The sequence below is a fragment of the Micromonospora sp. NPDC048947 genome, from assembly GCF_040649495.1.
GTDB lineage: Bacteria > Actinomycetota > Actinomycetes > Mycobacteriales > Micromonosporaceae > Micromonospora > Micromonospora alfalfae.
The window spans coordinates 1-14,231 of record NZ_JBEZFO010000014.1 but is presented as its reverse complement, the minus strand read 5'-3'; the positions used below and the strand labels follow the sequence as shown (position 1 = coordinate 14,231).

Annotated in this window: 11 protein-coding genes; 6 read left to right on the top strand and 5 right to left on the bottom strand. The window is 71.1% G+C overall.

Annotated elements, in window-relative coordinates; genetic code table 11:
• Window positions 1-8: 8 nt before the first annotated feature.
• Both AB0B98_RS20370 and AB0B98_RS20365 read right to left on the bottom strand, forming a co-directional pair.
• The gene (locus tag AB0B98_RS20370; RefSeq protein WP_238671280.1) at window positions 9-551 is read right to left on the bottom strand and encodes a TetR family transcriptional regulator; all 543 of its coding nucleotides are present in this window, start codon (window positions 549-551) and stop codon (window positions 9-11) included.
• Window positions 552-602: 51 nt separating this feature from the next.
• A complete protein-coding gene (locus AB0B98_RS20365; RefSeq protein WP_357364501.1) occupies window positions 603-935 on the bottom strand; it encodes a nuclear transport factor 2 family protein in 333 nt (110 codons plus the stop codon).
• A gap of 144 nt (window positions 936-1,079) precedes the next feature.
• Between AB0B98_RS20365 and AB0B98_RS20360 the strand changes: the two genes are divergently transcribed.
• Entirely contained in the window at window positions 1,080-1,571 is a 492-nt protein-coding gene (locus AB0B98_RS20360) for a helix-turn-helix domain-containing protein (RefSeq protein WP_238671282.1), read from the top strand.
• Window positions 1,572-1,576: 5 nt separating this feature from the next.
• On the opposite strand, the gene AB0B98_RS20355 is transcribed toward AB0B98_RS20360, so the two are convergent.
• Complete coding sequence (locus tag AB0B98_RS20355) at window positions 1,577-2,458, bottom strand: helix-turn-helix transcriptional regulator (protein ID WP_357364499.1); 882 nt, start codon at window positions 2,456-2,458, stop codon at window positions 1,577-1,579.
• 154 nt (window positions 2,459-2,612) lie between these two features.
• Between AB0B98_RS20355 and AB0B98_RS20350 the strand changes: the two genes are divergently transcribed.
• Complete coding sequence (locus AB0B98_RS20350) at window positions 2,613-3,479, top strand: oxidoreductase (RefSeq protein ID WP_238671284.1); 867 nt, start codon at window positions 2,613-2,615, stop codon at window positions 3,477-3,479.
• Here the strand turns inward: AB0B98_RS20350 and AB0B98_RS20345 are convergent, their stop codons facing one another.
• Window positions 3,480-5,072, bottom strand: a complete 1,593-nt coding sequence (locus AB0B98_RS20345) for an MFS transporter (protein ID WP_357364497.1) — start codon at window positions 5,070-5,072, stop codon at window positions 3,480-3,482.
• 103 nt (window positions 5,073-5,175) lie between these two features.
• Here AB0B98_RS20345 and AB0B98_RS20340 point away from each other — a divergent pair, with 103 nt between their 5' ends.
• Both AB0B98_RS20340 and AB0B98_RS20335 read left to right on the top strand, forming a co-directional pair.
• Window positions 5,176-5,655 carry a helix-turn-helix domain-containing protein gene (locus AB0B98_RS20340; RefSeq protein WP_357364495.1) on the top strand — a complete coding sequence of 160 codons (480 nt, stop codon included), beginning with the start codon at window positions 5,176-5,178 and terminating at the stop codon, window positions 5,653-5,655.
• A 214-nt stretch (window positions 5,656-5,869) separates the two neighbouring features.
• Window positions 5,870-7,120 (top strand): DUF222 domain-containing protein, encoded by a 1,251-nt coding sequence (locus AB0B98_RS20335; protein WP_357364493.1) that lies wholly within the window; start codon window positions 5,870-5,872, stop codon window positions 7,118-7,120.
• 328 nt (window positions 7,121-7,448) lie between these two features.
• On the opposite strand, the gene AB0B98_RS20330 is transcribed toward AB0B98_RS20335, so the two are convergent.
• Entirely contained in the window at window positions 7,449-8,270 is an 822-nt protein-coding gene (locus AB0B98_RS20330) for a serine/threonine protein kinase (protein ID WP_357364491.1), read from the bottom strand.
• A 171-nt stretch (window positions 8,271-8,441) separates the two neighbouring features.
• Here AB0B98_RS20330 and AB0B98_RS20325 point away from each other — a divergent pair, with 171 nt between their 5' ends.
• Together AB0B98_RS20325 and AB0B98_RS20320 are read left to right on the top strand one after the other, a co-directional pair.
• Window positions 8,442-11,519 carry a S8 family serine peptidase gene (locus tag AB0B98_RS20325; RefSeq protein ID WP_357364489.1) on the top strand — a complete coding sequence of 1,026 codons (3,078 nt, stop codon included), beginning with the start codon at window positions 8,442-8,444 and terminating at the stop codon, window positions 11,517-11,519.
• A gap of 97 nt (window positions 11,520-11,616) precedes the next feature.
• Window positions 11,617-14,127, top strand: a complete 2,511-nt coding sequence (locus AB0B98_RS20320; protein WP_357364488.1) for an AAA family ATPase — start codon at window positions 11,617-11,619, stop codon at window positions 14,125-14,127.
• Window positions 14,128-14,231 lie beyond the last annotated feature (104 nt).

Below are 14,231 nucleotides of genomic sequence, written 5' to 3'. Positions count from 1 at the left end.
GGGGTCGGTCAGGGGTGGCGAATGCCGGCGGTCAGGGCGCGAGCCCAGGGCTCCGGGACCTGCTCCAGGCCGGCCGTCACGATCAGGTGGCACAACTGGCCGTACGCGAAGAACTGCTGCACCTGCGCGTCGCTGGCCCCTGCCCGACTCTGCACGAAGGTCGCGACCCGTCGGTAGCCGGCCCGCACCGCCTCGGCGATCTCCGGGATGTCAGTGACGGCCTGCGCCTGCACCTGGAAGAGCAGCAGGTCGCGATCGGCGATCAACTCCGCGTAAGCACCGCCCATGGCGTCGAGGATCTCCTGCGGGCTGTCACCCTCGGCGCGCTCCGCACCCGCCTCGATCGCGTCAGCGATCCGGTCGAAACACACCCCGGCCGCCGCCACGAACAAGCCGAGCTTTCCGGAGAAGAGCCGAAAGACGTACGCCTCGGAGATGCCGGCGGCGGCGGCCACGGCGGTGACCGGGGTGGCGTGGAAGCCAGCGCGTGCGAACACCGATACGGCGGTGTTCAGGACGGTGACCCGGCGGGCCTCGGCGGTGGATCGCATGTTTGTAAGTGTGCACTCACAAACAATCGCCGTCAAGCCTGGCGCGGACTTTCAGGGTGCGATCCGCAGCCGCCGGATCGTTGTGTCGTCGTAGTCGCTGAAGCGGTAACGAAGGCCGGCGAACGGGCTGCCGGGGAAGTCGCCCGTGATCGTCGCGGTCACGACGGTGCCGGCGGGGGTGTCCTCGACGTCGGTGATCTCGTACGACACGAGCGGCACGGCACGACGCCACGCGCGGATGGCCTCGATGCCCCGCCACTCGGTCGACTCGTCCTCGACCACGGCGTCCTCGGCGAAGAGGGCGAAGTAGTCCTCGGAGTCGGGCCGGCCGGCGAGCTCGAAGTAGCGGCGGATGATGGCCGGTGCGGCCTGGTTGACAGTCACGGTTGGAGACCCTTCCGGACGTCGCTGGGCAGCAGGAGGCGCATGCCACCAGGACGTCGTACAGTTACTTCTGAAATAGCACCTACTAACTTCGACACTAGCACCTACTCGGGAGAGGGCACAGTTGTGGCCGGGAAGATCCGCTTGGAGGACCGCGAATGCCCACTGTCCAGCGCGCTGGGCCATGTCGGCGAGTGGTGGACGCTGTTGATCCTGCACGACGCCTTCGACGGCTACACCCGGTTCGACCAGTTCCAGGCCAACCTGGGCGTCTCGTCCAGCATCCTGACCAGCCGGCTCAAGACCCTCACCGGTCAGGGGTTGCTCGAACGTCGCCGTTACCAGACCAGGCCCGACCGCTACGAGTACGTCCTCACCGACCTCGGCCGCAGCCTGCGGCCCGTCGTCGTCGCCCTCGCCGCCTGGGGTAACTCACGCCTCGATCCGAGCGAGCGCAGCATGATCCTCGTCGACCGGACCACCGGACTGGAGGCCGACCCGGTGATCGTGGACCGCAACAGCGGTCGCCCGCTCGACGACGCCGACTTCGTGTTCGCCGCCGGCCCGGCCGCCAGCGAGACCATGCGCAAACGCTACGAGCACATCCCCACCCAGGCGACCCCGCAGCGGCCCTGACCTGGTCATTCCAGCGGATAGAGGCGGGCCGGGTCGCCGGGTCGGAGGCTGTCCGGCAGGTCGTCGGTGCTGCTGGCGGTGATCGAGCCGAGCAGCGCCAACGAGCGGGCGGACTCCGTACCGGGCTCGGCGTGGTAGATCACCAGGAGTTGCCCGTCGGCGCCCGCCACCGCGAGCTTGTCGCAGTACAGGTCGAGGTCGCCCACCTCGGGGTGGTGCAGCCGGCTGACCACGCCCTCCCGCCGACGCACCTCGTGTCGCGCCCAGAGTTGCCGAAAGCAATCGCTCTTGAGTGACAACTCCCCCACCAGTGCCGTCAACCGTGGGTCGTCGGTGGCCCCGCCCGAGTCGGCACGCATCTGCCCCACCACGCTCTGCATCGCCTGCCGCCAGTCGCGGAACAGCTCCCGCTCGGCCGGGTCCAGGAACACCGCGCGGAGTCGGTTGGCGCCCGGGGCGAGATTCGGCGACAGCGCCCTCGCCATCGGGTTCGACGCCAGGATGTCGAGGTAGCGATTCTGCACGAAGGCCGGCATGGAGAGCTGCCGCAGCAGGTGCAGGATGCTGGCCGGGACCCGCTCGGCGGCCGGTCGGGCCGCCCGGCGCGACCGCGCCCGGCTCAACCCGATCATGTACGCGGTCGCCTCCGGATCCAGCCGGAGCACCCCGGCGAGGGCATCGAGGACCTGCACCGAAGGGTGCCGCTCGCGACCCTGCTCCAACCGGAGGTAGTAGTCGGCGCTGATGCCGGCCAGCATCGCCACCTCCTCACGCCGCAGCCCCGGCACCCGGCGCAGGCCAACGCCCGGGCCGAGCCCGACGTCCTCGGGCCGGGTCTGCTCCCGACGGGCGCGCAGGAAGTCACCGAGCGGGTTCGTTGCGTCCATGCCACCGACGGTAGATCGCCGGGCGGCCCGGTGACTGGCTGTGTCACTACCAGGAACAGCTCGCCCTGCCGGCCGGGCGAATGCCGACGCACAGTCGTCGGAGGGCCGGTTCCAAGCGGCCCAGATGTCACCACGACAACGAGCAGAGGATGAGATGAGCGAGAACCTTCCCGGTGGTGCCCTCACCCCCGCTGACGGCCTCACCCTGAGCCGGATGGGCTACGGGGCGATGCAGTTGGCCGGCCCGGGTGTCTTCGGCCCGCCCCGCGACCGCGAGCAGGCGCTCGCCGTCCTCCGCGAGGCCGTCGACCTGGGCGTCCGGCACATCGACACCAGCGACTTCTACGGGCCCGTGGTGGTCAACGAGCTGATCCGCGAGGCGCTCCACCCGTACCCCCAGGGTTTGCACCTGGTCACCAAGGTCGGCGCGCGGCGCGGCGCCGACCGCTCCTGGATCCCGGCCCTGGAGCCGGACGACCTCAAGGCCCAGGTCCGGGAGAACCTGGACCACCTCGGCCTGGACGTGCTCGACGTGGTCAACCTGCGGGTAGGCGTGGCGGAGGGCACGGGCGACGCGCCGCTCGGCGCGCAGTTCGCCGCCCTGGCGGAGCTGCGGCAGGAGGGCCTGATCCGGCACCTCGGCCTCAGCAACGTGACGCTCGACCAGCTCGACGAGGCCCAGGCCATCGCGCCGGTGGTCACCGTGCAGAACCTCTACAACGTGGCCAACCGGCAGGACGACGCCCTGGTCGACCGGTGCGCGGCGGAGAACATCGCGTTCGCGGCGTTCTTCCCGCTCGGCGGGTTCACGCCCTTGCAGTCCGACACGCTCGACGGCGTGGCCGCCCGACTGGGTGCCTCACCGCAGCAGGTCGCCCTCGCCTGGCTTCTCCAGCGCTCCCCCACCACAGTGCTGATCCCCGGCACCTCCAGCGTGGCGCACCTGCGGGAGAACATGGCGGCGGCCGACCTGAAACTGCCGACCGACGCCATCGAGGAACTGGACGCGCTGGCTTCCTAGCTAGTGCTGGTGCGGCCGGTTGCGGATCAGGGTGAGCGCCAGCGCGGCGGTGACCAGGAAGACGATGCCGTTGATCCGCAACCCGGCCTGGACACCGGAGGTCAGTGCCTCCGCGATCGCCGCTCGGACCGGGTCGGGCAGGGGTTGGCTGCCGTTGACGCCGGAGGCCACCGCTGCCTGCACTGCGGTTCGAGTGGGTTCGCCGATCTGGTGCGCGGCGAGCCGGTCCGGCAGGTCGGCCACCATCGTGGTGGTGAGGAGCGTGCCGAGCAATGACGAGCCGAGCACCGAGCCGACCTGGCGGGCGGCGTTGACCGCGCCGGAGGCCATGCCTGCCTGGGCGGGCGCGACGCTGGCCAACGCCGCCGCCGTCGCCGGGGCCACCACCAGACCGCTGGCCGCGCCGAACAACACGAACAGCGCCCAGCGGTCACCGAACGACGTGGTCGGCCTCTGGTTGGCCAGCGCGAAGCTGGCCACCGCACCGAGGACCAGGCCGAGGGTCAACGGCGCCTTGAATCCGGTACGACGAATCGCGCGCCCGGCACCGAAGGCGACCAGCACGTACGCGCCGAAGAGCACCAGCATCCGCCAGCCGGTGTCCAGCGGGCTGAGCGCCTGGGCACGTTCGTGGAAGAGGACCAGCAGGATCGCCACGCCGGTGAAACCGAACAGCGACACCGCGCCGACGACCATGACGGCGCTGAACGACGCGGACCGGAACAGCCGCACGTCGAGCATTGGCGCGCTGGTCCGCAGCTCGACCAGCACGAGCGCGACAAGTGCGACGACCGCGACGACCCAGGCCGTCGACACCACCGGGTTGGTGTAGCCGACCTTGCCGCCCTGGATCAGCGCGTAGACGGCGGCCGCGATGGCGACGGTTCCCAGCAGGAGGCCGGGCACGTCGAGTCGGGCGGCGTTCGGCCGGGACTCGGCCACCCCGACGATGGCGACGACGAGGGTGACCAGCCCCAGCGCGATCGTCGACAGGTAGACGCTGTGCCACTGGTAGTGCCGCAACAGGAAGCCGGCGATGAGCGGGCCGATCGCGAGGCCGATGCCGGACGCCGCCGACCACGCGGTGATGACCTCGGTCCGTCGGTGCGGATCGGTGAAGGTCGCGCCGAGGATCGCCAGACTGTTCGGCAGGATCAGGGCCCCGCCGAGGCCGGCGACCAACTGCCCCACGATCACCCACCCGACGGTCGGAGCCTCAGCCACGACGGCTGCGCCGACGATCATCGCGACGACCCCGGCGCCGAACATGCGCTTACGCCCGTATCGGCTGCCCAGGGTGGCCGCGGACAGCACGACGCTCGCCACCATCAGGGTGTAGGCGCTGGGGATCCAGACCAGAGTGGTGGGGTCGACCCGCAGGTCCTGCTGGATAGTGGTCAACGCGGAGACCGTCGCGGTGATCTGCAGGAACGTGATCATCGCGCCCAGGCACATGGCGATCAGGGTCACCGGGCGCGAGCCGCGCACTGACGCGCGGGCACGGACGGCCGGCCCGGGCGCCGCCGGTCCTGGTGGGGTCTTCCCGGGTGCTGTCGCTCCGGGTGGGGTCGGAGCCGTGGCGCTGGTGGTCACTGAAGATCCTTCACACTGGTGGTCTGACTTGCGTATGCTGAAGTCAGCTCGACCCAGTGAAGCACCTGGCTAGCTTCCATGCAAGTCAGGTACGCTGGGGGGCATGGAGGACCTACGAGGCGATCGCGATTCCTGGACGAGCGAAAACTGCTCAGTGGCCCGGGCGATGGACATCGTGGGCAGCCGGTCGACGGTCCTGATCATGCGCGAGGCCCTGCTCGGCACGCGCCGCTTCGACGACTTCGTCCGCCGGGTCGGCGTCGGCGAGCCCGCCATGGCCGCCCGCCTCAAGGAAATGGTCGCCGCCGAACTGCTCGAACGGATCCCCTACCGGGAGCCCGGGCAGCGCACCCGCCACGAGTACCAACTCACCCGCAAGGGCCGCGAACTCCTGCCCGTCATCACCGCACTGCGCAACTGGGGCGACACCTGGGCCGCCACCGACACCGGCCCGTCCGTCGTCGCCACCCACCACGACTGCGGGGAGCCGATCCGCGCCGTACTCCGCTGCGCCGCCGGCCACGAGATCGCCGACGGCGACATCGACATCATCGCCGGCCCGGGCCTCGTCCGCCGCGACTGAACCGGCCGGCCGTGGCCGGACCACCGCACTGCCGGCAACTAGGTCCCGCGGCAACGCCCCGGTCCGGCAGCTCTTCCTGGCCGCGAACCCTGCGCCGCTGCGGAACTGACGGCATTGGTTCACAACAAGCGCGGCCGGCAACGCCACGGCAGGTGCCGTCATTCAATCGATCATGGTGACTAAAGTTGTCGTACACCTGTTCTAGTGTCGGGTCATGCTCAAGGAGTTGGCGCTGGCAGACGACGCTGTCGTCGCCTGCGTCGACGCCCCTGCCTGGCCGCTCCCGGAACGGGAACTGATCGCCGCGCTCGACGCCGCACACCGCCTTCAGCAACGCCTCGCCGCCGTCACCCTCACCCTGATTCGTGAGATCGACGGTCGTGGCACGGCCCGCAGTCAAGGAGCCTCCTCCACCGCAGTCTGGCTCCGCGAACGACTGCGGCTGACAGTTCCCGCCGCCCGCCGCCTGATCGACCTCGCCACCGCGCTGGACGCAGGCAATCCCGGCATCCGACAAGCGCTGGCTGATGGCACCATCAGCCTGGACCAGGCCCGGGTCATCGCCGACACCGTCGACACCGTGCAGGCCACCGCCGGCCCCGAGGCCGCCGACAAGGCCGTCAGCCTCCTCACCGACTGGGCCGGCCAGTTCGACCCCTCCCTGCTGCGCAAACTCGGCAACCGCATCCTCGACCACGTCGCTCCTGACCTCGCCGACGCCGCCGCCGAAGCTGCCCTGGAGGCCGAGGCGGCCCGTGCCGCCCGCGACCGTCACCTCACGCTGTCGGAACAGACCGACGGCCGACTCCGGCTCACCGGCATCCTCGACGCCGAAACCGCCGGTCTGCTCCGCGCGGCCATCGACCCATTGACCACGCCATCAGGCCCCGACGATCAGCGCTCCCCCGGGCAACGCCGGCATGACGCGCTCACCGACGTCTGCCGACTCAGCCTGCGCACGAGCGAACTACCCGAACACGGCAACGACCCCGCCCAGATCGTCGTCATCACCGCCTACGACGCGCTCACGGCAAAGCTCGGCGCCGGCACCCTCGACACCGGACTCAGCCTCACCCCGCAAGCGGCGCGCCGGCTCGCCTGCGACGCCGGCATCCTGCCCGCCGTCCTCGGCGGCGCTGGCCAAATCCTCGACGTCGGGCGGCAACGCCGCCTCATCACCGGGCCTCTGCGACGCGCCCTCGTGCTCCGCGACAGGGGTTGCGCGTTCCCCGGCTGCGACCGACCACCCCGCTGGTGCGACGCCCACCACATCGAGCACTGGGCCGACGGCGGCCTAACCAGCCTGGCCAACGCCGTGCTGCTCTGCGGCCACCACCACCGACACATTCACCACAGCGACTGGAGTGTCCGACTCGGCAGCGACGGCCACCCCGAATTCACCCCGCCCGCCTGGCTCGATCCCGAGCAGGTCCCCCGCCGCAACCACTACCACCGACGGACGTAGGAGCAGCCGGCCGACCGGGCGGCCCGTCAAGCCGGGCGACCAATCCGCGGGTAGGTTCCGCACGTGGTTCGGGGCAAGGGGGCCTGCTTCCCGGTGGCCGGCCCCGGGCTGGGCGCGCTTCGCCGGCCCGACGGCACAGGCGCTGCTCCGTCATCTGCGTGACGACGCGAACGCACGCTTCGCCTGCTCATTGATGGGCATCGCCCTGCTTGCTCGACGACGCACGCACGACCCTGCGCGCGCTAGACAACGCACGCGCGACCCTCCGCGCGCTGGACAACGCACACGACCCTTCCGGCGCTAGACGACGAAGGCAGCACCTCGGCGCCTAGATGACGAATGCGCCACCCTCCACGGGTGTCGCCAGCCGCCAGGCGCGGACCAGTGCTGACACGCCTGGGTACCGTGCGTCCGGCGGCTGCCTCGTCGCGCGTTCCACGACCCGGCGCTGGTCGCTGCTGCCCCGCCAAGCCTGTGGTGAGCTCCGCCGGTCGTCCTGAGGACACCGCAGGTCCGCTGGCGAGTCGAGTAGGTGGTGCAGGGCGCGGCCGAGATTGTGCACCGTGGTCCGCTCGTCGATGATCGCGCCACGGGTGAACTCCTCTGGTGCCATGTAGCGACGTGAACCTGGCAGCCGATCCGCCGCGAGCACGAACGGGCCGCGGCGGTACTCGTCGAGGTCGATCAGCCGCATCCGGTTGGCGGCGAAGTCGTACAGGAAGCAGCCGTCGTAGAGGTCGACAGCGACGAGGCCGGCGGCGCTGACGGCGAGGTGGGCGTCGAGGATCGCGTCGAGCGCCACCTCGACCTGCGGGACCGGCAGGCACTGGAACCGGGTCAGCGCGCTGCGGTCCGTGCCGTGCGCTGTGGCGTGGTTCAGGACGGTGCCGTCGTACCAGGGGTAGACGAGGGTTGGTCCAGCGGTGCCGTGGATCGTCCAGGTGGGACGGACGATGGCCGGGTGGCTGACTGCGGCGTGCACCGCGACGGCCCGGTCGAGGGATGCTCGGCCCTCGACGGTGGTGGCCGTCTTGACGAGCCAGCGGCGGCCCGCCTCCTCGACGCCGTAGGAGAGGCATCCGGAGTCCTGCGCGTCGAAGACCACGAAGGCCGACTCGACCGGCGGCACGGGCATCCGACCAAATGCCATGGATCCCCCATGTCGGCGCTCCCAAATGACGCGCAAAGTACCCGTTGTGTTACGAGCTTGTTTCCAAGATGACAGCGAGGTTACGGGTGCTTCTCGATGATCGGTACCGATCCTAGGTTTCGGCCACCGTCATCAGTCGTGGCGGCCGGCACCGAACGTGGAGGCAACGACGTGCCACAACCGAACGCACATCGGACCGGACGGGCCAGGTACGGGGTCAGCATGCTGGCCGCCGTGGCGCTGACCGCAGCCGGCCTGACCGGCCTGCCTGCCAGCGCCACCGCCGCGCCGGCGGGCAGTGGGCCGACCGCCCGCTACCTCGTCCAGCTCGCCGAGGAGCCGCTGGCCACCTACACCGGCGGGGTTCCCGGGATCGCGGCGACCAAGCCGGCCGACGGGGCCAAGCTGAACCGCACGTCCGGGAACGCCAACGCGTACCGGGATCACCTGCGCCAGCAGCGCAAGTCGGTGCTGGACCACGTCGGTGTGCCGGCCGAGCGCACCCGCGTCACCATGGAGACCGCGTTCAACGGCTTCGCCGCCGACCTGACCGGGCCGCAGGCCGCCCGGCTGCGCGCCACCAACGGCGTCCGAGCGGTCTACGAGAGCCAGAAGGTGCACGCCGCCACCTCACACACCCCCGACTACCTGGGCCTGACCGGCAAGGGCGGGGTGTGGAACAAGGAGTTCGGCTCAGACTCCCACGCCGGTGAGGGCGTCATCATCGGGGTCATCGACAGCGGTTACTGGCCGGAGAGCGCGAGCTTCGCGCCGCTGCCCAGCCCGCGCCCTGACCAGGCCATCATCGACGCCAAGTGGAAGGGCACCTGTGACGTCGGCGTCGAAGCGCCAGTCACCTGCAACAACAAGGTGATCGGGGCGCGCTGGTACAACGACAGCGGCATCGCCGAGGCGTTCCCGGACGACTACTCCTCGCCGCGCGACCGCAACGGCCACGGCACCCACACCGCCAGCACCGCGGCCGGCATCCACGGCGTGCGGGCCACGTCGGGTACCCAGGACCTGGGCATGATCTCCGGCATGGCGCCGGCCGCGCGGTTGGCCATCTACAAGGCGTTGTACGACAACGGCGCTGGTGGCGCGACAGGTACCGACATCGACATCGTGCACGCCATCGACGACGCGGTCGCGGATGGCGTCGACGTCATCAACTACTCGATCGGTGACGACACCGAGCGGTTCGGGGCTGTCGACGCGACGTTCTTCAACGCGGCCGCAGCCGGGGTGTTCGTCGCCGCCGCCGCCGGCAACTCCGGCCCGTTCGCCAACACCGTCGACAACTCGACGCCCTGGCTGACCACCGTGGCCGCGAGCACCACCGACCGGCAGAACACCCGGAAGCTCACCCTCGGCGACGGCACCGCCATCGCCGGTGTGGGCATGGGCGAGACCGGTGTCGGGCCGGCCCCACTGGTCTTCGCGAAGGACAGCGCGATCGACCCGGACGGCGCCTACGGTGCCGGCCTCTGCGCCGACGACACGTTGGATCCGGCCAAGGTCAAGGGCGCGATAGTGCTCTGCCTGCGTGGCGAGATCCCGCGTACCGACAAGAGCATCGAGGTGGCGCGGGCCGGCGGCGTCGGCATGGTGCTGTACAACGACGAGCTGAACTCCTTGAACGCCGATGTGCAGGCAGTGCCGACAGTGCACATCAACGAGGTCGACCTGGCCACTGTCACCGCGTACGTCGCCACTGGCAACGCCACTGCGACCATCTCACCGAGCAGGCTGGAGACGGTCGAGGCGCCCGCTGTCGCCGCGTTCTCCTCGGCAGGCCCGTCGAACCTGAACGCCGGTGAGCTGCTCAAGCCGGACATCAGCGCGCCCGGTCAGGACATCGTCGCAGCGTTCTCCCCGTCCATCGGCGGCAACGACTTCGCCCTGGAGTCGGGCACCTCGATGGCGGCGCCGCACATCGCCGGCATCGCCGCCCTGCTGCTTGCCAAGCACCCCGGCTGGTCGCCGGCGGCGGTCCGCTCGGCACTGATGACCAGCGCGGTGGACAAGACCGACAAGGGCAACCCGATCAAGATCGGCACGTACGACGCGACCCCGCTGAACTACGGCGCCGGCCAGGTCGAGCCGGGCAGCGCCTTCGACCCGGGCCTGGTCTACGACTCCAACCAGCAGGACTGGATCCAGTACCTGTGTGGGGTTTCCGCCGACCGTGGCGGCGACTACGGGCTCGGCGGCCTGGACGGCTGCGACACGATCGGTGCGATCGACACGGCCCAGCTCAACTACCCGTCCATCTCGCTCGGCCGGATGGTGGGCAAGCAGACCGTGACCCGTACGGTCACCAACGTCAGCGACAAGACCAGCACCTACTCCTCGTCGGTGCAGGCCCCGCCGGGCTACCAGGTCAAAGTCACCCCGAAGAAGCTGCAGATCCGCCCGGGCAAGAGCGCCCGCTTCACTGTTGAGGTCACCAACACCGGTGGCGCCTTCGACACCTGGGCCGACGGCTCGCTGACCTGGCGCGACCAGTTCAAGCACGCGGTACGCAGCCCGCTGGTGGTGCGCAACTCCGGGCTGGTCGCCCCCGACGCCATCACCGGCAAGGGCACCTTCGGCAGCGTCCGGATCGCCGCCGAGGTCGGCTACCAGGGTCAGCTGATCTCCCAGCTCTCCGGGCTCACCTCGGGCACCAGCAACGTGGTCACCCTCAAGGGCGACGGGCCGAGCTGGGACTGGAGCACGTCGAACAACCTGCCGGTGCCGCTGCCCGCGTCGATCAGCAGGACCACACTGCACGTGCCGGCCGGGACCCGCAGCCCACTCGTCCAGGTGACGTCGGAGCGGCCCACCTGCTCCCACATCGACTGGGACGACGAGGAGGGCGTGATGGAGTGCACCGAGTTCAGCCTCAACGTCTACGACAAGTCCGGGAAGTTCGTCACCGCCACAGCCAGCGGCCGGGACGGCGCCAAGGTGACACTGCCGGACGGTGCCGGTGACTACATCGTGGTCGTCGAGCAGGAGTTCACCGAGAACATCAAGGACGGCGCGAACGCGTACACGGTCACCAGCTACCTGCCGGGCACGCCGGGTACCTCCACCGGCCGGTTCACCATCGACCCGAAGCAGCGCAGCGTGCGGCCGGGCGCGACGGCGAACCTGACAGTGCGCTGGTTCGGTCTCGCTCCGGGCCAGCGCTACCTCGGGGTGTTGGAGTTCCGCAACGGTGACGGCTCGCTGAAGACGGTGCCGGTCACCATCCAGTCCTGACCCTTCCCCCAACCCGGCGGATCGGCGTGTGACCCAGGTCACCGCCGGTCCGCCGGCCCGCCGTCGCGCCGCGCAGAGATGATCTGCTCGGCCCACGGTGATCGACGGCGGCGAGGACAAGACACGGGGCGGCGGGAGCCCAACTCCCGTCCGCCCCGAACGTCTGCGCGGACCCGTCGAGTTCGTCGGCCGGGCGGCGGAGCTGGCCCAGCTCCGCCGGATCGTCGGCACCCCGCCCTGCCTGATCCTGCTGGAGGGTGAGCCCGGGATCGGCAAGAGTCGACTCGTCGCCGAACTGCTCGCCGAACTCCCCGGGCGGCACCTCATCGGCGAGTGCGACGACGTGCCCGAGCCCTTCCCACTCGGCGTGCTGCTGGACGCGATCCGGGGCGGTGCCGACCGACTCGGTCCGCTCAGCCCGGTGGCCGGCGCCCTCGCGCCGCTGCTGCCCGAACTGGCCGACGTGCTACCTGACGCGCCGCCCCCGTTGACCGACCCGGCGGCCGAGCGACATCGCCTGCTCCGCGCCGTCGCGGCGGTGCTCGCCGCGCTGAGTCCGGCCACGCTGTTGCTGGAGGATCTGCACTGGGCGGACCCGGCGACCTGCGAACTCCTCGCCTACCTGAGCACCCACCCGGTGGAGGGGCTGTCAGTGGTGCTGACAGCGCGCACTGCGACGCCGGGAAGTAGTACGCCGATTCACGACGCCCTGGCGCGGACTCCCCCGTGGAGCGTCACGCGCGTTGCGCTCGGCCCGCTGGACGCCGACGACGTACGCAGGCTGGCGGCCCGCACCCTGCGCCTCGATGATCCGCCGCAGCAGCTCACCGCCACCCTGCTCGACCGCACCGCCGGCATCCCGTTCGTGGTCGAGGAGGTGCTGCGGACGCTCGCCGAGCGCGGCGGCGACCCGTTGGCCGACGACAGTGTCCCGTTCGTCCTGCGTGACGTGCTGCTCTGGCGGCTGCGCCCGCTCGACGAGGCGACCCGGGAGGTGCTCGGCGCGACTGCCGTACTGGGGATGACGCCCGATCAGCGCATCCTCGCCTCGGTGCTCAGCCTGGACCGGGTGGCGATCGGCGCGGCGTTGACCGCCGCGCACCGGGCGGGTCTGCTGCACGACGCCGGTGACGGCCTGCGGTTCCGGCACGACCTGGCCCGCCAGGTGGTGTACGACCTGGTGCCCCGGGAGAGCCGGGAGTGGCTGCACCTGCGGGTGGCGCGGGTGTTGGAACAGGAGTTGCCGAGGCCGGTGGCCCAACTGGCGCACCACTACCGCCGGGCCGGCAGCGGGGCCGACTTCGTCCGCAACGCCGAGGCGGCAGCCGACCTTGCCACCGAGCGCGGCGACGACGCGACAGCGGCAAGCTTCCTGCTCCAGACGATGGACATCGCCGAACTGCCCCGACCGGTACGGGTTCGGCTCGCCGCCAAGTTGGGCCGGTCGGCCATCGACGGGCTCAGCCAGGCCGAGGCGATCCCGGTGCTGGAACGGCTGCTCGCCGACCGACGGCTGCCGCCAGGCGCCCGCGGTGAGCTGGGTCTGGTGCTCGGACGGATGCTGCGACAGCAGGGCGAGGCGCTGCGCGGGTACACCGAGATCGAGCGTGCCGTGCCGTACCTGCGCGCGCCGCGCCGCAAGGCCCAGGCGCTCGCGGTGCTGGCGGCCCCTGACACGGTCGTCGACCGGCACGTCGACGACCACCTGGCCCGCTGCGCGGAGGCGGAGACCGCCGCAGCGGCCAGCGGGGATCCGGCGGCGGACCTCGCGGTTCGCATCGCCCGCGCCTCGCTGTTGCTGGAGCTGGGCGACCCCGCGGCCTGGGCAATCATCTCCGAGCTACGGGCGTCCGCCGAACTGGCCGACCGGCCCCGCGAGCATGCGCGAGCCTGCCTGAACTGGGCGCAGGGCGCGTTGCACGCCGGTCACCCGGAGCAGGCCGAAGCGTTGCTGGCGGCCGGTCGGGCGCTGGTCGACGAGACCGGGTACGAGCGGCTGGCGTCCCTGGTGGAGGCGACCGAGCTGTCGCTGGACCGGGCCGCCGGCCGGCTGGACGGGCTCGCCGAGCGGCTCAGCCGGTTGGTTGCCAGCGCCGAGCGGATGCCGGTCACACTGCTGGACGCGCGGGCCGAACTGGCGACAGTGCTGGCGCTCATCGCCACCGCCCAACGAGCTGGCAGCACCGGGGAACACGGCAGCCCCGTCAGCCGCACCGACGGATGCGCCGGACGTGAAGACAGCAACAGAGGCCGCGACGCTGTGGAGTCGGCCGAGCGGGCGCTGCGCGAGGTCGTCGCCGACGCCCGGCGGGTGGGCGCGATCTGGCCGCTGGTGCAGGCACTCTCGGCGCTGGCCCGACTGATGGTGGCCGGGCGACCGGACGAGGCGGTCCGGCACGCGGCGGAGGCGCTGTCAGTCGTACGCGGAAAGGGCATCCTGGCGTGGGCCGCCGACGCGGTGTTGGTGCTGGCCGAGGCGGAAGCCGCAGCCGGTGATCCGGGGCGGGCCGCGGGAGCGGTGGCCGAGCTGGAGGCCGGGATCGCGGGCCGGGACGCGCCGCTGGCCCAGGCCGCCCTACGCCGATGCCGGGCACTCGTGCCGGCCTGAGCCAGGCTGGCGGTGTGGGGGGGGGGGGGGGCGTAGAGCGCCCCCCCAGCCGCGCGAGAGTGGGAGCGAGACGCCCGGTGAGCCGGAACCACCGACACACCCCA

What these genes read in the sequence shown, in the direction of transcription:
- AB0B98_RS20370 (WP_238671280.1), bottom strand. Translation starts at nt 551, where the DNA reads ATGCGATCCACCGCCGAGGCCCGCCGGGTCACCGTCCTGAACACCGCC.
- AB0B98_RS20355 (WP_357364499.1), bottom strand. Translation starts at nt 2,458, where the DNA reads ATGGACGCAACGAACCCGCTCGGTGACTTCCTGCGCGCCCGTCGGGAG.
- AB0B98_RS20350 (WP_238671284.1), top strand. Translation starts at nt 2,613, where the DNA reads ATGAGCGAGAACCTTCCCGGTGGTGCCCTCACCCCCGCTGACGGCCTC.
- AB0B98_RS20340 (WP_357364495.1), top strand. Translation starts at nt 5,176, where the DNA reads ATGGAGGACCTACGAGGCGATCGCGATTCCTGGACGAGCGAAAACTGC.
- AB0B98_RS20335 (WP_357364493.1), top strand. Translation starts at nt 5,870, where the DNA reads ATGCTCAAGGAGTTGGCGCTGGCAGACGACGCTGTCGTCGCCTGCGTC.
- AB0B98_RS20330 (WP_357364491.1), bottom strand. Translation starts at nt 8,270, where the DNA reads ATGGCATTTGGTCGGATGCCCGTGCCGCCGGTCGAGTCGGCCTTCGTG.